Consider the following 21,568-nt stretch of genomic DNA (forward strand, 5'->3'; position numbering starts at 1 on the left):
CGCTCAGTCCGGACGCGGTCCGAGCAGCCCCTCCACGATGTCGCGGAGGGGGCCCAGGAGGTCGTCGGGCGTCGCGTCGGCCAGCGGCCGCAGGCCCACCGCGGAGCGTACGACGGCGACCCCCACGCCGAGGGCGACCAGGAGCTCCGCCCGCAGCCGGGCGTCGGGTGCCGCAGGGGCGCCCGAGGCTTCGAGCACCTGCCGGCCGAACTCCGCCAGGGCCCGCCGGCGCAGATCGGTCACCTGCTCGTCCCCGGAGTCCCGCAGCAGCATCAGCACGGGGTGCTCGCCGAACTCCGCCCACGCCCCGGCCGCCAGCTGCCGGCTCAGCGCCTCGGCCAGCGCGGCCCGGTCGCGCGGGAACTCCCCGTCGCCGCCCAGGAACCGCGGTGTCGACGCCAGCGCCGCCTTGAACAGGCCCTCCTTGGAGCCGAAGTACCGCTTGATGAGGGCGAGGTTGACGCCCACGTCCGCGGCGACGTCCCGCAGCGTCGTACGGTCGTAGCCCAACTGCGTGAACCGGCTGCGGGCGGCCAGCAGCAGAGCCCGCCGGGTCGCCGCGGCATCCCGGCGGCGAGCCCCGGCGGCGGCCTGATCCGTCACGTCGTCCGACGACACAGCGGCTCCTCTCTCCAACGCCACCCGGGACCCCTCGACGGACCCGGTTTCCCGAGTCCGCCACGAAGTAATCATGCGTTGACATGATCCCCCAGCGCGGTCTACGTTGCCAAGTAATCGCTTGATGACCAACGGGCACGTGGAAGGAACAGAGACGGTGCCTCAGCAAGCCCTGCTCGTCATGGATGTCCAGCAGGTCGTCGTCGACCGCTTTCCCGACTCCGGGTACCTGCCCCGCCTGGGCAAGGCGATCGACGCCGCCCGGGGCGCCGGGGTCCCGGTGATCTACGTGGTCGTCGGCTTCCGTCCGGGCTACCCGGAGGTCAGCCCCCGCAACAAGATGTTCCGCGGCCTCGTGGGCGCCGCGACGCGGCAGGCAGGGGACGACAGGGCCACCCAGGTCCACCCGGACGTGGCCCCCGCGCCCGGCGAGCCGGTCGTCACCAAGCGCCGCGTCAGCGCCTTCGCCGGCAGCGACCTCGACATGGTGCTGCGGGCCGGCGGGATCGAGCACCTCGTCCTCACCGGCATCGCCACCAGCGGTGTCGTCCTGTCCACCCTGCGCCAGGCCGCCGACCTCGACTTCGAGCTGACCGTCCTGTCCGACGGCTGCCTCGACTCCGACCCCGAGGTGCATCGCGTGCTCACGGAGAAGGTCTTCCCCAAGCAGGCAGAGGTCGCGACGGTCGACGCGTGGGTGGCAGCACTCTGATCGCTCGCCGGCAACCGCGCCGCACGCGCACGGCCGACGGCACCGGACTCCAGCTGTGGACCTGCGTCGGCACTCCCCACCAGAAGTGACACACGGGCTGATCTCCGCGGACACTCCGAAAACATCGGAGGAGTCAAACGGTTGATTCAAGATCAGCCCTGTGAACGCCCAGTTCAAACCTGCCTACTCGCTCAAGCAAGCGCGAACTTCGCCGCGTTGACCTTGTTGACAGGTGTATGTGGGGTCTCTAGGTTCGCCGATACACCCGATGTATCGAGGATCCGTCAGGTAGGGAGGACAATGATGACCTCACCCCCGGACAAACGTTCACCGGTCCCCCGCAGAGCCGTGCTCGGCACCGCCCTCGGCGGTGCGGCGGCCGCGGCCCTGCCCGGCACCGCCCATGCGGCGGCCGCGGAACAGGCCGGCGCCCACGAGGAGCAGGGCGGCGCGGGAGCGGCGAGACATCCCTGGAAACTCCGCAACACCATGACCGGCGACGGCGCCTGGGACCGGTTCCTGCGCGGCCAGGACCTGCTGTGGAGCAGGCTGCCGACCCTCTGGCACGAGGCGCCGTTCCTCGGCGACGGGCTGCTCGGCAGCATGGTCTACCAGGAGCCCGGCACCCAGCAGATCCGGTTCACGGTCCAGCACGGCCGGGTCCAGGACCACCGCCCGCAGTTCGGCAGCGGCTGGGGCACCGCCCGCCTCCCCGTCGGGCACCTCACCCTCGAACCGGCCGGCACCGTCACCGCCGTCGACTGGCGCCTGAGCCTGTGGAACGCCGAACTCACCGGCACGGTCAGCACCACCGCGGGCACCCTCACCCTCGCCGCCCTCATCCACGACGAGGTCCTGGCCGTCCGGGTCACGGCCACCGGCGATGAGCGCGTCACCTGGACCTTCCACCCCGAGGAGGCCATCAGCCCCCGCAAGATCCAGGAGGCGCCGCCGGCCGGCTACACGGCCAACCCGCCCTGGTCCACCCGGACCACGGCCGACGGCACCGAACAAGTCCTCCAGCCTCTCACCGGCGGCGGCCAGACGGCCACCTCCTACCGGCGCACCGGCGACGACCTGCTGCTGAGCGTCGGCCACAGCTTCCCCTCGGACAGCGCCGCCGAGGCGGACTCCCGGCGCAACCTGCGGCGCGCGGTGTCGTACGGCAGCCTCAGGCGACGGCACACGCGCTGGTGGCACGCCTTCTACCAGAAGAGCTTCGTGTCGTTCCCCGACCAGCGGCTGCAGAGCTTCCACTGGATCCAGCTCTACAAGGTCGCCTCCGCCAGCCGCGCCGACGGCCCGGTCATGGCCACCTCCGGGCCCTGGCTGGAACCCACCCCCTGGCCCGCCGTCTGGTGGAACCTCAACGTCCAGCTCGAGTACTGGCTCATCCACGCCTTCAACCACCCGGAACTGGACGCCCTCGCCACCACCCTGCGCCAGAGCCAGGAACAGCTCACCGCCAACGTGCCCGCCGCCTACCGCCCGGACAGCGCGGGCATCGGCCGCAGCTCCGACATGTTCGCCGACCGGGAGGTGGGACAACCGGGAACCGGCGCGGAGACCGGCGACCTCACCTGGGCGCTGCACAACGTCTGGCTGTCCTACCGCCACTCCATGGACAGGTCCCTGCTGCGCGACACGATCTACCCGCTGCTGCGCCGCACGGTCACCTACTACTGGCACTTCCTCACCCTGGGCAGCGACGGCAGGCTGCACCTGCCGAGCACGCTCTCGCCCGAGTACCCGGTCGTCCCGCCGCAGGACACCAACTACGACCTGGCGCTGATCCGCTGGGCCTGCCAGACCCTCCTGGAGTCCGCCGAACTGCTCGATATCGACGACGAGTTGAAACCGCGCTGGCAGGAGATACTGGCCCGGCTCGCCCCGTACCCGGTCGACGGCAACGGCTTCATGATCGGCGCCGACACCCCGTACGACCAGTCCCACCGCCACTACTCGCACCTGCTGATGGTGTACCCGCTGTACCTGGTCAACTGGGACCAGCCCGAGAACCGCGAGCTGATCACGAAGTCGGTCGTGCGCTGGCACGCGCTGACCGGCGCCCACCGCGGCTACAGCTACACCGGGGCCGCCTCGATGTACGCGATGACCGGAGACGGCGACACCGCCCTCGGCTACCTGCGCACGTTCTTCGACCCCACGACCCGCTACCCCTGCCGGGCCAACACCCACTACACGGAGGCCGGTCCGGTCATCGAGACCCCGCTGTCCGCCTCGCAGTCCCTGCACGACATGTTCTGCCAGAGCTGGGGCGGGGTCATCCGGGTCTTCCCGGCCGTCCCCACCGCCTGGGCCGACCTCACCCTGCACGACTTCCGCGCCCAGGGCGCCTTCCTGGTCAGCGCCGTCCGCACGGGGGGCAGCACCCGGTTCGTCCGCGTCCGCAGCCTGGCCGGTGAGCCGCTCAAGCTCCGGCACGGCCTCACCGGCCGGCTCACCGTCCTGCTCGACGACGGCACCCCGGCCCGCACGCAGGACCTGGGCGACGGCACCCTCGCCATCGACCTGCCCCGCGGCCGCGAGGTCCTCGTGCACTCCGGCGCCCGCCCCGACCTCGTCATCGCTCCCGTCGCCGTCAGCGAACCCGGCGCGGCGTGGGGACTGCCGTGACCACCGACCGTGAAGGCAGAGCTCACATGGCCGTTCCACTCCCCACAACCATGGTCGCCGCGCTCTGTGCCGGGCTGACGGCCGCCCTCCTCGGCACCGCGCCCGCACGGGCCGGACAACAGCAGCCGCACACCTGGACCGTGACCGAGGCGGCCCACGCCCCCCGCGCCCGGATAGCCCTGGACGACACCACCGGCACCCTCAGCCTCACCGTCTCCCGTGACGGCCGTACCGTCATCGAACCGTCGCCCGTCGGCATCGTCACCCAACAGGCCGACCTCTCCCAGGGACTGCGCTTCCTGCACCGCAAGGACCGGACGGTCGAGGAGCGTTACCGGGCGAAGTCCGGCAAGCGCCTGGACCGACGGGTGCGCATGAACGAGACCCGGCTGTCCTTCGCCACCGCGGCCGGCGCCCGACTCGACCTGGTCGTCCGCGCCTCCGCCGACGGCATCGCCTACCGGTACGCGCTGCCCGCCGGCCACGGCGACGTCCTCGGCGAGGCCTCGGCGTTCAACCTGCCCGCCGACGCGGGCGCCTGGCTCAGCACCTACCGGGTCGACAACGAGGGCCAGTTCAACCAGTACACCGCAGCGAGCGCCCCGACGGCCGAGTACTCGGACCAGGCCCTGTTCGCCACCGACGGCGGCTACACCCTGCTCGCCGAGTCCGACCTCACCGGCGCCTACTCCGGCGCCCGGCTCGCCCACACCCAGGGCACCGGCACCTACCGGGTCAGGCTCGCCGACAGCCAGGTCCACACCGACGGCCCCCTCACCACGCCGTGGCGGGCCATGATCACCGGCGACCTGGCCACCGTCACCCGGTCCACCTTCACGGACGACCTCGCCCCCGCCTCCAGGGTCGCCGACACCTCCTGGGTCCACCCGGGCACCGTGCTGTGGACCTGGCTGGCCGGCGGCCGTACGGCCGGGCAGAGCCTCGACGCGCAGAAGGCGTACGTCGACTACGCGGCCGCACACCACTGGCCCTACGAGGCCGTGGACTCCGGCTGGTACTTCAAGAAGGACGAGTGGGACGTCACCGATCCCGACTGGCAGACCGACAGCTGGATGCCGCAACTCGTCGACTACGCGCGGGCCAAGGGCGTCGGAATCATCGTCTGGATCCACCAGCGGGACCTCGACACCCCGGAGGAGCGCGCCCAGTGGCTGCCCACCCTGGAACGCTGGGGGGTCAAGGGCGTCAAGATCGACTTCATGAACTCCGAGGCGCAGTCCATGTTCCAGTGGTACGACACGATCCTCGCGGAGACCGCCGCGCACCACCTCATGGTCGACTTCCACGGCGCCACCCTGCCCAAGGGCATCCAGCGCACCTGGCCCCAGGTGATGACCATGGAGGCCGTCGGCGGCGAGGAGAAGCGCACCAACACCGCCACCCACCTCACCACCCTGCCCTTCACCCGCAATGTCATCGGCTCCATGGACTTCACCCCCGGCGGCTTCCAGCGGGTCGGCCAGCGCCCGGACTCCGACGCGGCCGAGGCCGGGCTCACCGTCGTGTACGAGTCGGGGCTCCAGATGTTCGCGGGCACCCCCGAGTCGTACGACCAACGGCCCCTGGCCCGTGACTTCCTCGACCAGGAGCCCGCGGCCTGGGACGACACCCGGCTGCTGGCCGGCAGCCCCGGACAGGAAGCCGTGCTCGCCCGCCGCAGCGGGAACCGCTGGTTCCTCGGCGGGGTCTACGCCGGGGCCGCCCGTACCGCCACCGTGCCGCTGGCCATCGGCCGGGGCCGCTGGCTGGTGCAGACGATCAGCGACGGCGCCGACGGCCTGGTCCAGGACAGCCAAGTTCTGCGCGGAGGAGACGAGTTGAGCGTCGATGTGGTCGCCGACGGCGGCTTCGCCGGGATCGCCTGCCGCTGGCTCCCGGGCATCACCACCTGTTACCGCTGAGCGCGCACCGCCGCCCGGCGGGCACCGAGCAACAGCCTGAGGGTGCCCGCCGGGGAAGGCGACGCCGGACCGCGCAGCACTCCCGTACCGCGGGCCAGTACCGCTTCCGCGGTCATCAGCTCGATCTCGACGAGGGCGCTCACCATCGGCCGGTGGGGCGCCGGCATCAGGGCCGCCACTTCCCGCCCCGACCGCAGATCGGTCCGGGCCCGTTCGACCTCGTGCTCGATGAGAAGCCGCAGCCCGTCGGAGGTCCGGCCCGCGGCCAGGTCCTCCACCGTGACCGAGAAGCGCTTCAGGGTCTCCGCCGGGATGCCCAGGTGCCCCTCCCGCAGGTCCTCGGCCAGGTCGTTGACGAAGTCAAGCCGCTGGCTGCCGTCGATGAGCGTGCGGCACCCTGCGCGGAACCGCCCGTCGGTGTCGCTCTCCGGTCCCAGCAGCCCGGCGATCGGGAGGAAGGCGGGCAGCGAGTAGGCGTCCACGTACGCCTGGTAGTCGGCCTCCGCGGCGAAACCGTCGAACGCCAGCTCGGCCGCCGCGGTGGCCAGATACTCCTCGACGGCCGCCCGGTGCCGCGGGTGTGCGCCGACCGTGTGCACCAGGGTGCGGATCAGCGGGTCGTCACTCGCGCCGGTCTCCAGCGCGGTGCGCACCCGTTCCTCCCAGGCGTCCCAGGCCGCCGCCCGCTCCGGCTTCGGGCCGGAGTCCAGGAGTGTGTCCCCGTGGTGCATCACGGCGGTCGCGGCCACCACATGGGGCAGCACGGCGGGCGGCAGCAGCACCCGGCAGGCGAGGTAGGCGCTGCGCCGGTACCTGCGCACCAGCCGGCGCTGGACGCTGTAGTCCCGGCGCAGTTCCGGGTCCGTGATGCCTGCCGCGGTCAGGATCGTGTTCCACGCGCTCACGAAAAGGATCGTAGAGGCTGCCGCGGACCGCCCGGCCGCGGGCGGTGGATCCAGGTCCCAGGGAGGGACCGGCGGGGACATGTTCAGGCGAGGGACGTCAGGAAGTCGACGAGGGCCGCGTTCACCTCGTCCGGCCGCTCCTGCTGGGTCCAGTGCCCGCAGCCCGCGAGCCGCAGGGGCTCGCGCACCAGGTTCGGCATCAGCTCGGGCAGACGGGCGATGAGTTCCGGGGTGCCGGGGAACGCCGGGACCAGGTCACGGTCGCCGTACACGTACAGCGCGGGCGGGGAGACGACCGCGCCCTGCCAGGGTGCGGTCAGTTCCCAGTTGCGATCGAGGTTGCGGTACCAGTTGAGGGCGCCGGTGAATCCGTGGGAGAAGCTCTCGGTGAGGGCGTCGAGGTCCGCCTCGGTGAACCACGGCGGCAGCTCCCGCGGATCCGGCATGTCCGCGAGCCAGCCGCGCTCGGCGTCGACCAGCGGCTGCCGGACCTCCCCGGCGCCGGCGCCGTCCCCGGACGCCATGGTGAAGAACTTCCGCAGCGTGGTGCGCGGGTCGCGGCCGAACTCGGCGTCGGCGACCCCCGGCAGGTTGAAGTAGTTCCAGTAGAAGCGGCCGCCGAACCTGCGGTCCATCGTCTCCAGCGGGGGCTGCGCCCCGCGGAACGGCGGCGGCACGCTCAGCCCGGCCACCCCTCGTACCAGGTCGGGGCGGAACAGTGCGGTGTGCCAGGCCACCGGCGCGCCCCAGTCGTGCCCGACGACGAACGCCCGCTCCTCGCCCAGCTCCCGGATCAGCCCGACGACGTCGCCGACCAGGTGGAAGATGCTGTACGCCTCGACCTCCGCGGGGTGATCGCTGCTGCCGTACCCGCGCTGGTCGGGGGCGACCACGTGGAAGCCGGCCGCGGCCAGCGGACCGAACTGGTGCTGCCAGGAGTGCCAGGACTCGGGAAAGCCGTGCAGCAGCACGACCAGCGGACCGGAGCCCTCCTCGGCGATGTGCAGCCGGGTCCCGCCCACGTCGACCATCCGATGCTGAACCATGTGCACGAGCGTACGCGCAACGATCTTCGGCTACCCGTCGTGGCCGGCTCCGGGTGCGGGGGAGGCGCCCGTGGCGGCCGCTGTCCGGGTCGGTCGGCCCAGCGCCCAGAACAGCACACCCAGGAGCATGAAGCCGACCAGCGGGACCAGCTCGGTGAGCAGGTACTTCCCGCGCTCGGCGTGGGTCCAGCCGTCCGGCGCGTAGTCGGCGCCGAACCAGTGGTCGCCGGCCCCGGGCGCGACCAGCTGCACGCTGGCGAAGAGGATGAGCAGGGTGAGTACCGTGCTGATGACCCAGGGGAAGGGGGCCTTGTACGGGCGGGGTGCGTCCGGGTGCTTGCGGCGCAGGAACGGGAGCGCCGGGAAGATGCCCAGGTAGCTGACGAGCGTGGTCGACACGGCGAGGCCGAGCACCGCGCCGAAGAGCTTGGCCGCGCTGCCGTTGGTCAGCTGGTGGGCGAGGATCAGGACACCGGTGGAGACCAGGCCGCTGAGGATGTTCACCCGGACCGGGGTGCCGAACCGGCTGGAGATCACGCCCAGGAAGCGGGGCGCCGCGCCGTCGTAGCCGGAGACGGCCAGGGCGCGGTCCGAGCCCATGATCCAGGTGACGCCGGAGGACAGCACCGTGAGGATGAACATGATCCCGGCCAGGTCTCCGAGCACGGTGCCGAACCCGCTGAGTGTGGCCGTGCCGTCGGCGCCGACGTGGCCGCCGTACACCGTGAAGACCTGCCGGATCGCGTCGACGAAACCACCGAGGCCGGTGATCGCCTTGACCGGCAGGACGAGCAGGATGCCGAGGATCGGCAGCGCGTAGAGGAGGACCGAGAGGACGGCGCTGCGGAAGATGCCGTAGGGGATGTCCTTCTGCGGGTCCGTCATCTCGTCGCCGGCCGTGTTGGGCAGCTCGAAACCGACGTAGTTGAACATCAGCACCGGCACCAGGCCGACGAACCCGGCGTAGGTCGGCGAGAAATCGCCGAGGCCGAAGCCGTGCAGGCCGTGCTTGATGCCGTACACCACGACCGTGACGGTGAACAGGCCGAGCAGCACGAACCGGCTCCAGGCACCGATGGTCGGGATCCACTTGCCGACGTCGAAGGAGAGGATCGCCGCGAGCACGCCCACCCAGACGAAGACGACGGTGAAGACGTAGAAGGCGGGGGTGCTCAGGTCCTTCCCGTCGTTGAAGAAGGTCGTGTACGCCGTGACCGCGGAGACGGCGAGGGTGCCGCCCAGCCACACCGGGTTGGTGATCCAGTACAGGAAGTTGTTGACGGCGCCGGCCAGTCGGCCGAAGGCCCGGCTGGTCCAGATGTACGGGCCGCCCTCGTCGGGGAAGGCGGCCCCCAGCTCGGCGATCAGCAGCGCGGAGGGCACGAAGAACACCACGGCGAGCACGATCAGCCAGGTGAACGCCTCGGCACCGTTCTTGGCCACCGCGCCGATGGTGTCCACGCCGACGATGGTGCACAGCAGGAAGAACAGGATGTCGAAGCGGCCGAAGTGCTTGCGCAGCTTCTGCCGTTCCACCTGGGCGGCGGCCGGCGAGTCGACCGGCTCGGGTGCGAGGGGTGCAGCGGTCACCGGGAGCTCCAACGTGCTCGGGAGGGGCGCGATCCGGCCATGGTCCACTGCGCCGCACAAGCGCACAAGCGTTTGGTCCCAAGTCGTGACCATCGCGGCGGGCACTCATAGCCGACGGAAACCTGCCGGAAACGCGGGAGCCCGGGGCTACCCGCTCCGGGTGCCCAGCAGCCGTCGTACCCCGCCGACCGCGGCGACGGTCAGGGCGGTCGTGGCCGCGGCCGTCACCGCCGGGTGCCGGGCCAGCGCGGCCTGCGCCGAGTGGGCGTGCGACCGCTCGTCGAACTCGCCGTGGGCGCCGTGGTCGGTGCCGGGAGCGGCGTCGGCCGGGGCGTACAGGTTGCCCCGGCCGGCGAGGGCCGGCGCGTCCGTCTGCTGGGAGTCGAAGCCCGTCCGCGCCAGGTAGCGGTCGAGCAGCGCCGGGGCCAGCCGGTTGGCCCAGATCGTCGCCGCGGTGGTGGCCCCGATGTAGCGCTGCTTGCGCCTGGGGTGATCGGCGGCGTGGAGGACTCCGCGGGCGGCCACCTCGGGCTGGTAGATGGGCGGCACCGGCTGCGCGTGACGGGGGAGCCGGGTGCGCACCCAGGAGAACTGCGGGGTGTTGACGGCCGGCATCTGGGCGACGGTGATGTTCACGTTGCTGCCCTGGTGCAGCAGTTCCACGCGGACCGACGAGGTGAAGCCGTTGATCGCGTGCTTGGCCGCGCAGTAGGCCGACTGGAGCGGGATGGCCCGTTCGCCGAGCGCGGAACCGACCTGGACGACGGTGCCCCGGTCCCGGGGGACCATCCGGGCGAGGGCGGCCCGGGTGCCGTTCACAAAGCCGAGGTAGGTCACCTCGGTCACTCTCCGGTACTCCTCCGGGGTGATCTCGGTGAAGGGCGCGAACACGCTGGTGAAGGCGCAGTTGATCCAGACGTCGATGGGCCCGAGGGTGCGCTCGACGGCGTCGGCGGCGGCCTCCACCTGGGCGGGGTCCGCGGTGTCGGCCCGCTGGATCAGCGGCCGGCCGCCGCGCTCGCCGACCTCCTTGGCGGTCGCCTCCAGCCCGGCCTCGCCCCGCGCGATGAGCGCGACGCGCGCACCCCGCTCGGCGAAGAGCCGTGCCGTGGCACGTCCGATACCGGCGCTTGCTCCGGTGATGACGACGACTTGCGACATGATCCTTTCCTTCGGTCAGTGGGCCTCGGCTGTCGGCTTCGGCCCGTCGGCTCCGGGCCGTCAGGCGACGCGGTAGGGGCGGGCCCGTTCCGTGCGGAGGGTGAGGCCCAGGCCGGGGGAGCCGTCCCGGCCCGGGAGGAGGGCGCCGCCCCGCGGGCTCGGCGCGCCGTCGAAGAGCAGCCGCTCGATGCGGACGTGGTCGTGGAACCACTCCAGGTGCCGCAGATTCGGCACCGAGGCCGCCGCGTGCGCGTGGGCGGCGGGCGCGCAGTGCCCCGAGATCTCCAGGCCGTGGCCCAGCGCCAGCGCCGCGACCCGCAGCCAGACGGTGATCCCGCCGCAGCGGGTGACGTCCGCCTGAAGGCAGTCCACGGCCCCGGCGGCGAGCATGTGCCGGAAGTACGGCAGCGTGTAGCCGTACTCCCCGGCCGTCACGTCGGCCAGGACCCGCCCGCGGACGGCGGCGAGCGCGTCGAGGCGGTCGGCGGAGACCGGCTCCTCGAACCAGGTCACGCCCTCCCCGTCCAGCGCCGCCGCCACCCGCACCGCCTGCTTGGCGCCGTAGCCGCCGTTGGCGTCCACGTACAGCTCGGCCGCGTCTCCGATGCTCTCTCGGGCCCGGCCCACCCGCGCCAGGTCGCGGGTCTCGCGGCTGCCCCAGGACTCACCGATCTTGATCTTGACCCGGGGGATGCCCTCCTCCTCCACCCAGCCCCGCAGCTGCCGGTCCTGGTGCTGCTCGTCGTACGTGGTGAAGCCGCCGCTCCCGTACACCGGCACGTCGTCCCGGGCGGCGCCGAGCAGCTGCACCAGCGGAAGCCCGAGCAGCCGCGCCTTGGCGTCCCACAGGGCGATGTCGACGGCGGAGATCGCCTCGGCGGCGATCCCCGGCAGCCCGGCGTTGCGCACGGCTCGCTGCATGGCCTCGTTGGCGCGCGGCACGTCGAGGGCCGGCAGGCCGGTGACCGCCCCGGCCAGCAGGTCGTCGACGACCCGCGCGGCCGCGGCCGGGGCGTACGTGTAGCCGAGCCCGGTGACCTCCCCGCAGCCGACGGTGACCAGGACCAGCGTGGTGCTGTCCCAGCTCGCGGTCCCGTCCGCCTCGGGCGTGTCCGTCGGGACGGTGTAGACGGCGCTGTCCACCCGCTCGACGGCCGGCAGGTCGCTCACCGTCGGCCCGCTTCGTGCCGGTGCGGCAGGAACTCCTGCACCTTGGCCTTGAAGCCCTGGCGGACCATCGCCACCCGGTCGCTGTCGCCCTTGAGGACGGCGGCCGCCGCGGCCTCGATCTGGTCGAGGGTGGCGTGCGGCGGGATCGGCGGTACGGCGGGGTCGGTCACGAAGTCCAGCACACACGGCCGGTCGGCGGCGAGCGCGGCCTCCCAGGCGCCGCGCACCCCGCCCGGCTCCTCCACACGCATGCCGGTCAGCCCCAGCGAGCGGGCGAAGTCGGCGTACCCGACGTCCGGGAGGGACTGCGAGGGCAGGAACTGCGGGGCGCCCTCCATCGCCCGCATCTCCCAGGTCACCTGGTTCAGGTCCCGGTTGTTGAAGACGGCGACGATCAGCCGCGGATCCGCCCAGTCCTGCCAGTACTTGGCGACGGTGATGAGCTCGGCCATGCCGTTCATCTGCATCGCCCCGTCGCCCACCAGGGCGATCGCCGGCCGGTTCCCGTGCGCGAACTTGGCACCGATGGCGTAGGGCACGCCCGGTCCCATCGTGGCCAGTGTCCCCGACAGCGAACCCCGCATCGCCCCGCCCAGCTTCAGGTGCCGGGCGTACCAGTTGGCGGCCGAACCGGAGTCGGAGGAGAGGATGACGTCGTCCGGGAGCAACCCGCTGAGGGCGTGGGCGACGTACTCGGGGTTGATCGGGTCGGCCGAGACGGCGGCCCGCCGGTCCATCACCTCCCACCAGTCCCTGACGTTGTTCTCGATCTTCTGCCGCCAGGACGGGTCCTCCATCTGGTCCAGCAGCGGCAGCAGCCGGCGCAGCGTCCGGGCGGCGTCGCCGACGAGGTTGACCTCGAAGGGGTAGCGCATCCCGACCATGTGCGGATCGATGTCGATCTGCACCGCCCGCGCCTTCCCGAAGGCCGGCAGGAACTGCGTGTAGGGGAAGGACGAGCCGATCACGAGGAGCGTGTCGCAGTCGCGCATCATCTCGTAGGACGGCCGGGTGCCCAGCAGTCCGATGGCGCCGGTGACGTAGGGCAGGTCGTCGTCGAGGGCGTCCTTGCCCAGCAGTGCCTTCGCGACGCCCGCGCCGAGCCGTTCGGCGACCTCCTTGACCTCCGTGCGGGCGCCGCGCGCGCCCTGGCCGATCAGGATCGCCGCCTTGCCGCCGGAGTTGAGCACATCGGCGGCCCGCTGGAGGTCGCCGTCGTCGGGCACCGGAGCGTAGTGCGACATGCCGAGGCTGGACGGCACCATCTTGAAGGCGTGTTCGGGCGGCGAGTAGTCGAGTTCCTGCACGTCCGCCGGGACGATCAGGGCGGTCACCGAGCGGCGCGCCATGGCGGTGCGCATCGCCCGGTCGAGCACGTTCGGGAGCTGCTCGGGGACGGTGACCATCTCGCAGAAGTCCGAGGCCACGTCCTTGTACAGGCTGAGCAGGTCGATCTCCTGCTGGTAGGAGCCGCCCATGGCGCTGCGGTTGGTCTGGCCGACGATCGCCACCACCGGGACGTGGTCCAGCTTGGCGTCGTACAGGCCGTTGAGGAGATGGATGGCGCCGGGTCCGGAGGTGGCGGCACAGACGCCGACCTTGCCGGAGAACTTCGCGTACCCGCAGGCCTCGAAGGCGGACATCTCCTCGTGCCGGGACTGGATGAACCGGGGCTTGTTCTCCGCGCGTCCCCAGGCCGCGAGCAGACCGTTGATGCCGTCGCCCGGGTAGGCGAAGACGTGTTCCACGTCCCACTCGCGCAGCCGCTGGAGGATGTAGTCGGAGACCTTCGTCGACATGTTCGAGAACCTTTCCTGAAGTGGTGTGCTGTCACGGGCGGCGCAGGTGCCGTACGGCGCGCAGGGCGGCCGCCCCGGTGAGGGTCCCGGCGACGGCGGTGGCCGCCCAGCGGGCCGTGCCGGAGGGTTCGGCGGGCCGCCGGGCCAGCCGCTCGGGCCGGTCGGCGGGCAGGGGCCCGTCGAGTGCCAGGGCCAGCGCCTCCGCCAGGTGCAGGGCCCGGCGTCCGGTGGAGCCCTGCTCGATCTGGGTGCGGCAGCTGAAGCCGTCGGCCAGCACCAGGCTGTCCGGGGCGGCCGCGCGGACGGCGGGCAGGACCCCCAGCTCGCCCACCGCCATGGAGACCTCGTGGTGCCCGCGCTCGAAGCCGAAGTTACCGGCCAGGCCGCAGCAGCCCTCGTCGAGGACGTCCGCGTCGAGCCGGGCACGGCGCATGAGTTCCCGGTCGGCGTCGAACTTCATGATCGCGTGCTGGTGGCAGTGGGTCTGCACGGTCGCCTGCCGGGCGAGGAACGGCGGCTGCCATCCGGCGGGGGCGTGGTGGACGAGCTGTTCGGCGAAGGTCCGCGTCCGGTGGGCCAGCCGCTGCACGTCCTGGTCGCCGGGCAGCAACTCGGGGGCGTCGGACCGGAAGACGGCGGTGCAGGAGGGTTCGAGGCCGACGATCGGGGTGCCCGCGTCCAGATAGGGCCGCAGCACCCGCAGGGTGCGCCGCAACACCTTCTTGGCGGTGGCCAGTTGACCGGTCGAGATCCAGGTGAGCCCGCAGCACACGGGCGCCTCGGGCACGGTGACCCGGAATCCCGCGTCCTCCAGGACCCGCACGGCCGACATCGCGACCGCCGGGTGGAAGTGGTTGCTGAAGGTGTCCGGCCACAGCACCACCGTCGCCGGATCCGCCGGGTCCGGCTGCTCGGTGCCCAGGGCGCGCCACCACCGCACGAAGGACCGCTCGGCGAACACCGGGGGCCGCCGGGCCCCGTCGACCCCGGCGAGCGCCTTACCGGCCCGGCCCAGGACCGGCGCCTGCAACGCGCTGTTCGCCAACCGGGGTGCGCGCTCGGCCAGCTGGGCCCAGAGCGGGAGCCAGCCCATCGAGTAGTGGGCGGCAGGCCGCGGCCTCCCCGCGTAGTGGTGGGCCATGAACTCCGCCTTGTAGGTGGCCATGTCCACGCCCGTCGGGCAGTCCGACTTGCAGCCCTTGCAGGCCAGGCAGAGATCCAGGGCGTCCCGGACCTCGGTCGACCGCCAGCCGTCCTCGACCGCCGAGTCCGGATGGCCGTCCAGCATCTCGAAGAGCAGCCGCGCCCGTCCGCGCGTCGAGTGCTCCTCCTCCCGGGTGGCCCGGTACGAGGGACACATCACGTCGCCGTGCAGCCCCCGGCAGTTGCCGATGCCGACGCAGCGCATGACCGCCCGGGTGAAGGAGTGGTCGTCCTCCGGGTACCCGAAATGGGTCTCGGGCGTGGCCGGCCGCCACGTGGGCCCGAGCCGCAACTGCCCGTCCACCGGGTGCGGGTCGACGACCTTGCCCGGGTTCATCCGGTTGCCCGGATCGAACAGCGCCTTCAACTCGCCGAAGGCACCGACCAGTCGCTCCCCGAACATCCGCGTCAGCAGCTCGCCCCTGGCCTGCCCGTCGCCGTGCTCGCCGGACAGCGAGCCGCCGTAGGAGGCCACCAGGTCGGCGGCCCGCTCCACGAACCGCCGGAAGTCCGCCACCCCGTCCGCCGTCGTCACCCCGAACGGGATCCGGGTGTGCACGCACCCCTGCCCGAAGTGCCCGTACAGCGACGGGTGGTCGTAGTCGAACTCCTCGAACAGCCCTTTCAGGTCCCGCAGGTAGTCGCCCAGCCGGTCGGGCGGCACCGCCGAGTCCTCCCAGCCCTCCCAGGTCTCCCGGTCGTCCGGCGGCCGCGCGGTCACCCCGAGCCCGGCCTCCCGCGCCTTGAGCATCCGCTGCTCGCGCTGCGGGTCGTCGGAGAAGGCGACCGAGGCGTCCTTCTCGGACCGGCCGACGGCCTTCAGGAGGGCGTGCGCCTGACCGTCCACCTCCTCCTGGCTGTCCCCGGTGAACTGCACCAGCAGCCAGCTCTCCGCCTCGGGCAGGGCGCGCAACGAGTCGAGGTAGGCGTGCTCCTCGCGCATCAGTTGCGCCATCCGCCCGTCCAGCGCCTCCAGCTGCCCCGGCGAGCAGTGCTCCAGCAGCCGGGGCACGTCGTCGGCGGCCCGGCAGATGTCGTCGTACCCGAGCACCAGCAGCGACTCGTACGACGGCACGGGGACGAGGTCGAGTTCGGCGTGCAGGACGGTCACCAGGGTGCCCTCGCTGCCCACCAGCGCCTTGGCCACGTCGAGGCCGTTCTCCGGCAGCAGCGAGTCCAGGTTGTAGCCGGAGACCCGGCGCGGGATCCTGGGGTAACCGTGCCGGATGTCCGCCAAGTACTCGGTGACGATCCGGTCGAGCCCGTCGTACAGCTCAGCCCGTCGCCCGCCCTCGGCGGCGATCCGCGCCCGCTCCGCCCGCGAGGTGGGCCCCACCCACATCCGCAGACCGTCGTACGTCAGCACTTCGAGGCGGCGCACGCTGTCCACCGTCTTCCCGTACGCCTGCGCGGACGCCCCGCACGAGTTGTTGCCGATCATGCCGCCCAGGGCGCAGTGGCTGTGCGTCGACGGTTTCGGGCCGAACTGGAGGCGGTGATCGGCCAGCCGCCGGTTGAGCTCGTCCAGGACGATCCCCGGCTCCACCACGCAGGTGCGCGCCTCGGGATCGACCGAGACCAGGGCGTGGCAGTGCTTGCTCCAGTCGATCACCACCGCCGCGTTCGTGGTCTGCCCGGCGAGGCTGGTGCCGCCACCGCGCGACAGCACCGGGACGTCGAAGTGCGCGCACAGCTCCACCGCGCGGGCGCCCGCCTCGACGGTGCGGGGGACGACCACGCCGAGCGGGACCTGCCGGTAGTTGGAACCGTCCGTGGAATAGGCGCCCCGGCTGCCGGGATCGAAGCGGACCTCCGCGTCGGTCCCGGCCCGCAGGGCCGCGACCAGGCCGTCGAGGGATTTTCCGGGGACACGTGTGCTCATCGCCGACCTCCGGGCTGCGCGGCTTCGTCCGGTACGGGCCGCCGGGTACCCCGGAAGTCGACTTCTCTCGCCCGGATGATCCGGGCACCCATGTTGCGTTCCATCATGTCCAGCGCGGCGTCCGCCAGCCGCGGGTGGATCGAGGCGACGGCGTCCCGCGGCACCGTCACCTCCAGGTGGCGGATGTGCGCGTCGAGCGCCGAGTACAGGACGCACTGCTCGGTGACCTGACCGGTCAGCACCACCGTCCCGACACCCAGTTGCCACAGCAGATACGACAGGGGCGTGTCGTAGAAGATCGAGTGCCGGGCCTTCACGACGAACAGGGAGTCGTCGTCGGGACGGATCGGCTCCACCAGGTCGCCGTGCGGGCGGGACAGCGCGGACTCGACCAGCTCGCCGTGATGGGAACGCCAGAGCCCGAAGTTGTCGTTCGCGTAGACCACCGGCACGCCCGCCTCCCGGGCCCGGCCGATCAGATCCGCCAGGACCGGGACGACGCGCTCCGCGGCGGGCAGCAGCAACTCCGCGTCCTCGTGGTCGTACGTGTTGATCATGTCGATCACGACGAGCGCGCTGCTGCCGGTCTCTCCGGGCTCGGGCATGCCGTCCACCACCTCGTACGGGTCAGTCCCGCAGCCGCGGCAGGACCTCGGTGCGGTAGAAGTCGAAGAAACCCTGCTGGTCAGGGCCGATCTGGTTGACGTAGACGGTGTCGAATCCGGCGTCGACGAACGCGCTGACGGCCTTGACGTGCTCCTGAGGGTCGTCACCGCACGGCACGGAGTCGGCCACCTGCTCCTCGGTGACCAGGTCCATGGCCTGCTCGAAGTGGCGCGGGGTCGGCAGGATCTGCGGGAGCTCGCCCGGCAGCTGCTCGTTCGCCCACAGCCGGTGCGCGGTGCGCACCGCCGCCTGCCGGTCGGGACCCCAGCACACCTTCATGCCGCCGTACACCGGCTTGGTGCCGCCGCCCGCCCGCCGGAACCGCTCCACCAAGGACTCGTCGGGCATCATCGTGATCAGCCCGTCCCCGATGCGCGCAGCCACCTCGGCGGCCTGCGGTCCGAACGCCGAGACGTCGATCGGCACCGGCTCGTCGGGCACCGTGTACAAGCGGGCGTTCTCCACGGTGTAGTGCTTGCCCCGGTGGCTGACCTGTTCCCCGGTGAACAGCCGCCGGATGATCTGGAGGGCCTCCTCCAGCATCTCCAGCCGCACCGGCGCCTCGGGCCAGGTCGTGCCGAGGATGTGCTCGTTCAGCGCCTCACCGGTGCCCACGCCCAGCCGGAACCGGCCGCCCAGCTGCACCGCGGCGGTCGCGGCCGCGTGGGCGATCACCGCGGGGTGGGTGCGCACGAGCGGGCAGGTCACGGCCGTCTCCACCGGCAGCGAGACCGCCTGCGACAACGCGCCGATCACCGACCACACGAACGGGCTCTGGCCCTGCCCGTCGTGCCAGGGGTGGTAGTGGTCCGAGATCCACAGTGACTCGAAACCGGCCTGCTCGGCCATCCGCGCCTGCTCGACCAGTTCCGCGGGGCCGTGCTCCTCGCACGAGAGGAAGTATCCGAAGCCCGCCATCGTCTCTCCTGATCCGCGTGTGTGACTGGGGACCGCAGCCGAGTACCCGGTGACCACCGGGTTGTGCACGGCGTGTCGCCCGGATGAGGAGGGGTACCGGAGAGGCGGGCCCCGACAGACCGATTCCACGGAGGTGTCCATGGCACTGCGCGTGCTGCCCCGGAAGGCCTGGCGGAACTGGCGGCGCTCCGCCGACCTGCGCGTTCCGCTCCACTCGACCGAGGTGGAGGACGCCAGCCGGCGCTTCCTCCTGTACGGTGCCCTGCCGTTGTGGGTGCTGCCGGGCCTCGCCGACTGGTGGATGCACCGAAGGACCCGGATCGAGCACACCAGCGGCACCAAGGAGTCCGCCGTCCACGCCCTGATGATGACCGAGGCCGGGGTGCCGGTGCTCATGGGCCTGCTGGCCCGGGTCAACCCCCTGGTGCTCTCGGTGATGGGCGGCGCCGCCCTCGCCCACGGCGCGACGGCCGTGTGGGACGTCTCGCTGGCCGTCGGCGAGCGCGAGGTACGGCCCGTCGAACAGCACATCCACAGCTTCCTGGAGGTGCTGCCGCTCACCGCCCTGGCCTTCACCGCCTGCCTGCACGCCGACCAGGTCCGCGCCGCCCTGCGCGGCGGCCGCGGTCCGCAGGACTGGCGGCTGCTGCCCAAGGAGCATCCGCTGCCCGCCGCGTACCTGGCGGGACTCGCCGGGGCGATCGTCTCCGGCGTCGTCGTGCCGTACGCCGAGGAGCTGTGGCGCTGCCGGCGCGCGGCATCGACCTCGGCCGCCGAGTCGGCGGAGTCCGCCGCGCCGACCGGGTCGAGTGAGTCGAGCGGGCCGGGCGGGGCGGGCGGCCCGGCTCTGGCGGCCGAAGGGAGCCGGTGATGAGAGCCGAACGGCGGCCGGCCACGGGCAGCGGACGGGACACGGTGCGCGCACCCGTACGCCGGACGGCCGACCCGGTGCCGGAACCGTCGGCGCCGGAATCGTCGGTGGCGGAACCGTCCGCGCCGGTTTCGTCGGCGTTGGAATCGTCGGCGCCGGGACCGTCCGCGCCGGGACCGTCCGCGCCGGAACCGTCCGCGCCGGGGCCGTCCACGCTTGGACCGCCGGCGCCGGGATCGTCGGCGCCGGAATCGTCCGGGCCGGGATCGTCGGCGCCGGTTTCGTCGGCGCTGGAATCGTCGGCGCTGGAATCGTCCGGGCCGGGATCGTCGGCGCTGGAATCGTCCGGGCCGGGGCCGTCGGCGCCGGAACCTTCCGGGCCGGGGCGGCTGCCGCCCGACCGCACCCAGGCCATCCTGGAGGCGGCCAAGCAGGTCGGCGCCATCCTGAAGCGCGCCGGGCACAAGTTCGCGCTGGCCGGCAGTGTCGCCGTCTACGCCCACGGCGGCAGCGGCCGGCTCCGGCACGACGCCGACTTCTGCGTGCTTCCCGAGGACGCCGAGGCGGTGGCGGACTCGCTGCGCTCGGCCGGGCTCACGGTGCGCGTCCCGCCCGAGGACTGGCTGGTGAAGACCTCCTGCTTCGACCAGGACGTCGACATCATCTTCGAACTCGCCCACCGGCCGGTCACCGTGGACCTGCTGGCCCGCGCCGAGGAACTCCCGGTCGATTCCGTGCACATGCCGGTGCTCTCGGCGACCGACCTGCTGGTCAACCTGAACATGGCCTTCTCGGAGCACCACTGCGACTTCGGGGCCGTCCTTCCGGTGGCCCGCACGCTGCGCGAGAAGGTCGACTGGACGCAGGTGCGGCGCCGCTGCGGCGACGAGCCGATGCCCGCCGCCTTCCTCTTCCTCCTGGAGCGGCTGAACGTCATCGAACCCCAGCGGGAGCAGTGATGAACCTCGAATACCGCGTGGCGCACGTCGCCGAGCACCTCGCCGCCGGGCCGTGCGGCGAGCTGGGGGTGCGGGCCGAGATCCGCGGCGACGCGGTCCTGCTGACCGGTACGGTCCCGTCCGCGGGCTGCCGGGAGGCCGTTCGCCGCGCCGTCCACGACGAACTGGCGGACGTGCCGGTCCACGACGACCTGGTCGTCGCCGAGAGCGCCCCGCCCGACCACCCGGAAGTGCTGGCATGACCCGGGTCGCGGCCGTGGGCGACATCCACATGGGCCCCGACAGCCAAGGCACCCTCCGCCCGGCCTTCGAGACCCTGCCGGCCTGCGCCGACATCCTCCTGCTCGCCGGCGACCTCACCCGGCACGGCACCCCCGACGAGGCGCAGGTCGTCGCCCGGGAGATCAAGGACCTGGGCGTCCCGGTCGTCGCCGTACTCGGCAACCACGACCACCACGACGACCACGCCGAGGAGGTCACGGCCATCCTGCGGGACGCCGGGGCGCACGTCCTGGAGGGCGAGGCGACCGTCGTGAGCCACCGGGGCCTGCGGATCGGCGTGGCCGGCACCAAGGGCTTCGGCGGCGGGTTCGTCGGGCGGTGCGCCGGCGAGTTCGGCGAACCCGTGATGAAGGAGTTCGTCCGGTACGCGCGCCGCCGCGCCGACGGCCTGCGCGCCGCCCTGGAAGAGCTGCGCGGGCACGAGTGCGACGCGCGGATCGCCCTCACCCACTTCGCCCCCGTCCCGGACACCCTGGCCGGTGAGCCCCCGGAGATCTACCCGTTCCTGGGCAGCTACCTCCTCGCCGAGGCCATCGACACGGTGGGCGCCGACCTCGCCGTCCACGGCCATGCCCACGCCGGCACGGAACACGGCATGACCGGCGGGGGAGTGCGGGTGCGCAACGTCGCCCAGCCGGTCATCGGACGGGCCTTCCACGTCTACTCGCTCGGCACGCCGTGACTCCGGGGTCCCGATTCCCGGCAGACCGGGAGAGACCGGGCACGAGGGGTACCCGGCTTGCGGACAGACATCCTCGAACAGTGGGAAGGGGGCCGGTCATGGCCCAGCACGTGCGCGACATCATGACCAGCGACCTGGTGACCGTCGAACCGCAGGCGTCGGTGGCCGACGTGGCCCGGGTGATGCGGGACGAGGACGTCGGCGCGGTCCTGGTCACCGAGGAAGGACACCTGCGGTGCCTGGTGAGCGACCGTGATCTGGTGGTGCGGGCCTTCGCCGAGGGCGCCGACCCGGACCGGACCACCGTCATGCAGGCGGCCAGCGACGACCTGGTGACCGTCACCCCCGACGACAGCCTGGACCGGGCCGTCCGGCTGATGCGCGAGCACGCCGTGCGGCGGCTCCCGGTGGTCGACGGCGACCGGCCGGTCGGCATCCTCGCCCTCGGCGACCTCGCGATCGAACGCGACGAGGAGTCCGCCCTCGGCGACATCAGCGCGGCCAGGCCCAACACCTGAGCCGATCGGGTGCCACCGCCCAGCCGC

General features: G+C 72.4%; 18 protein-coding genes. 8 read left to right on the forward strand and 10 right to left on the reverse strand.

What is annotated here, in order from left to right:
* Nucleotides 1–3: 3 nt before the first annotated feature.
* Complete coding sequence (locus AB0M11_RS06265) at nt 4–618, reverse strand: helix-turn-helix domain-containing protein (protein WP_365701946.1); 615 nt, start codon at nt 616–618, stop codon at nt 4–6.
* A 157-nt stretch (nt 619–775) separates the two neighbouring features.
* Here AB0M11_RS06265 and AB0M11_RS06270 point away from each other — a divergent pair, with 157 nt between their 5' ends.
* From AB0M11_RS06270 to AB0M11_RS06280, 3 genes are all read left to right on the forward strand, one after another.
* Nucleotides 776–1,330: a cysteine hydrolase gene (locus AB0M11_RS06270; RefSeq protein WP_365701948.1), complete on the forward strand. Its 555-nt coding sequence runs from the start codon at nt 776–778 to the stop codon at nt 1,328–1,330.
* A 303-nt stretch (nt 1,331–1,633) separates the two neighbouring features.
* Entirely contained in the window at nt 1,634–3,967 is a 2,334-nt protein-coding gene (locus AB0M11_RS06275; protein WP_365701950.1) for a Tat pathway signal sequence domain protein, read from the forward strand.
* Between the two features lie 26 nt (nt 3,968–3,993).
* The gene (locus tag AB0M11_RS06280; protein WP_365701952.1) at nt 3,994–5,889 is read left to right on the forward strand and encodes a glycoside hydrolase family 97 catalytic domain-containing protein; all 1,896 of its coding nucleotides are present in this window, start codon (nt 3,994–3,996) and stop codon (nt 5,887–5,889) included.
* Here AB0M11_RS06280 and AB0M11_RS06285 read toward each other — a convergent pair.
* From AB0M11_RS06285 to AB0M11_RS06325, 9 genes are all read right to left on the reverse strand, one after another.
* The gene (locus AB0M11_RS06285; RefSeq protein WP_365701954.1) at nt 5,880–6,794 is read right to left on the reverse strand and encodes a squalene/phytoene synthase family protein; all 915 of its coding nucleotides are present in this window, start codon (nt 6,792–6,794) and stop codon (nt 5,880–5,882) included. The two genes, AB0M11_RS06280 and AB0M11_RS06285, sit on opposite strands and share 10 nt — an antisense overlap.
* A gap of 83 nt (nt 6,795–6,877) precedes the next feature.
* On the reverse strand, nt 6,878–7,840 hold the full coding sequence (locus AB0M11_RS06290) for an alpha/beta hydrolase (RefSeq protein ID WP_365701956.1): 963 nt from the start codon (nt 7,838–7,840) through the stop codon (nt 6,878–6,880).
* 30 nt (nt 7,841–7,870) lie between these two features.
* Entirely contained in the window at nt 7,871–9,430 is a 1,560-nt protein-coding gene (locus tag AB0M11_RS06295) for an APC family permease (protein WP_365701960.1), read from the reverse strand.
* A 147-nt stretch (nt 9,431–9,577) separates the two neighbouring features.
* Nucleotides 9,578–10,591, reverse strand: a complete 1,014-nt coding sequence (locus tag AB0M11_RS06300) for an SDR family oxidoreductase (protein ID WP_365701962.1) — start codon at nt 10,589–10,591, stop codon at nt 9,578–9,580.
* A gap of 60 nt (nt 10,592–10,651) precedes the next feature.
* Nucleotides 10,652–11,761, reverse strand: coding sequence for an enolase C-terminal domain-like protein (locus tag AB0M11_RS06305; RefSeq protein WP_365701964.1), 1,110 nt, complete (start codon nt 11,759–11,761; stop codon nt 10,652–10,654).
* Nucleotides 11,758–13,560 carry a thiamine pyrophosphate-requiring protein gene (locus tag AB0M11_RS06310; protein WP_365701966.1) on the reverse strand — a complete coding sequence of 601 codons (1,803 nt, stop codon included), beginning with the start codon at nt 13,558–13,560 and terminating at the stop codon, nt 11,758–11,760. Before AB0M11_RS06310 ends, AB0M11_RS06305 begins: the two co-directional genes overlap by 4 nt.
* Before the next feature lie 31 nt (nt 13,561–13,591).
* Nucleotides 13,592–16,645: an FAD-linked oxidase C-terminal domain-containing protein gene (locus tag AB0M11_RS06315; RefSeq protein WP_365701968.1), complete on the reverse strand. Its 3,054-nt coding sequence runs from the start codon at nt 16,643–16,645 to the stop codon at nt 13,592–13,594.
* Nucleotides 16,642–17,250 carry an isochorismatase family cysteine hydrolase gene (locus tag AB0M11_RS06320; protein ID WP_365701970.1) on the reverse strand — a complete coding sequence of 203 codons (609 nt, stop codon included), beginning with the start codon at nt 17,248–17,250 and terminating at the stop codon, nt 16,642–16,644. Before AB0M11_RS06320 ends, AB0M11_RS06315 begins: the two co-directional genes overlap by 4 nt.
* Nucleotides 17,251–17,272: 22 nt before the next feature.
* Entirely contained in the window at nt 17,273–18,229 is a 957-nt protein-coding gene (locus AB0M11_RS06325) for an LLM class F420-dependent oxidoreductase (RefSeq protein WP_365701972.1), read from the reverse strand.
* A gap of 139 nt (nt 18,230–18,368) precedes the next feature.
* On the opposite strand from AB0M11_RS06325, the gene AB0M11_RS06330 reads away from it, so the two are divergent.
* From AB0M11_RS06330 to AB0M11_RS06350, 5 genes are all read left to right on the forward strand, one after another.
* Entirely contained in the window at nt 18,369–19,100 is a 732-nt protein-coding gene (locus AB0M11_RS06330; RefSeq protein WP_365701974.1) for a diguanylate cyclase, read from the forward strand.
* 335 nt (nt 19,101–19,435) lie between these two features.
* Nucleotides 19,436–20,059 carry a hypothetical protein gene (locus tag AB0M11_RS06335; protein ID WP_365702032.1) on the forward strand — a complete coding sequence of 208 codons (624 nt, stop codon included), beginning with the start codon at nt 19,436–19,438 and terminating at the stop codon, nt 20,057–20,059.
* Entirely contained in the window at nt 20,059–20,301 is a 243-nt protein-coding gene (locus AB0M11_RS06340) for a hypothetical protein (protein WP_365701976.1), read from the forward strand. The genes AB0M11_RS06335 and AB0M11_RS06340 overlap by 1 nt, the downstream gene beginning before the upstream one ends.
* Nucleotides 20,298–21,023, forward strand: coding sequence for a metallophosphoesterase (locus tag AB0M11_RS06345; RefSeq protein ID WP_365701978.1), 726 nt, complete (start codon nt 20,298–20,300; stop codon nt 21,021–21,023). Before AB0M11_RS06340 ends, AB0M11_RS06345 begins: the two co-directional genes overlap by 4 nt.
* 98 nt (nt 21,024–21,121) lie before the next feature.
* Nucleotides 21,122–21,541 carry a CBS domain-containing protein gene (locus tag AB0M11_RS06350; RefSeq protein WP_365701980.1) on the forward strand — a complete coding sequence of 140 codons (420 nt, stop codon included), beginning with the start codon at nt 21,122–21,124 and terminating at the stop codon, nt 21,539–21,541.
* Nucleotides 21,542–21,568 lie beyond the last annotated feature (27 nt).

Source organism: Streptomyces sp. NPDC051987 (genome assembly GCF_040680735.1).
Taxonomy (GTDB): Bacteria; Actinomycetota; Actinomycetes; order Streptomycetales; family Streptomycetaceae; genus Streptomyces.

Bases quoted from the DNA above. Each gene is read 5' to 3' on its own strand.
- AB0M11_RS06275 (WP_365701950.1), top strand. From the start codon at position 1,634: ATGACCTCACCCCCGGACAAACGTTCACCGGTCCCCCGCAGAGCCGTG.
- AB0M11_RS06280 (WP_365701952.1), top strand. From the start codon at position 3,994: ATGGCCGTTCCACTCCCCACAACCATGGTCGCCGCGCTCTGTGCCGGG.
- AB0M11_RS06290 (WP_365701956.1), bottom strand. From the start codon at position 7,840: ATGGTTCAGCATCGGATGGTCGACGTGGGCGGGACCCGGCTGCACATC.
- AB0M11_RS06300 (WP_365701962.1), bottom strand. From the start codon at position 10,591: ATGTCGCAAGTCGTCGTCATCACCGGAGCAAGCGCCGGTATCGGACGT.
- AB0M11_RS06310 (WP_365701966.1), bottom strand. From the start codon at position 13,560: ATGTCGACGAAGGTCTCCGACTACATCCTCCAGCGGCTGCGCGAGTGG.
- AB0M11_RS06315 (WP_365701968.1), bottom strand. From the start codon at position 16,645: ATGAGCACACGTGTCCCCGGAAAATCCCTCGACGGCCTGGTCGCGGCC.
- AB0M11_RS06320 (WP_365701970.1), bottom strand. From the start codon at position 17,250: ATGCCCGAGCCCGGAGAGACCGGCAGCAGCGCGCTCGTCGTGATCGAC.
- AB0M11_RS06325 (WP_365701972.1), bottom strand. From the start codon at position 18,229: ATGGCGGGCTTCGGATACTTCCTCTCGTGCGAGGAGCACGGCCCCGCG.
- AB0M11_RS06330 (WP_365701974.1), top strand. From the start codon at position 18,369: ATGGCACTGCGCGTGCTGCCCCGGAAGGCCTGGCGGAACTGGCGGCGC.
- AB0M11_RS06340 (WP_365701976.1), top strand. From the start codon at position 20,059: ATGAACCTCGAATACCGCGTGGCGCACGTCGCCGAGCACCTCGCCGCC.
- AB0M11_RS06345 (WP_365701978.1), top strand. From the start codon at position 20,298: ATGACCCGGGTCGCGGCCGTGGGCGACATCCACATGGGCCCCGACAGC.
- AB0M11_RS06350 (WP_365701980.1), top strand. From the start codon at position 21,122: ATGGCCCAGCACGTGCGCGACATCATGACCAGCGACCTGGTGACCGTC.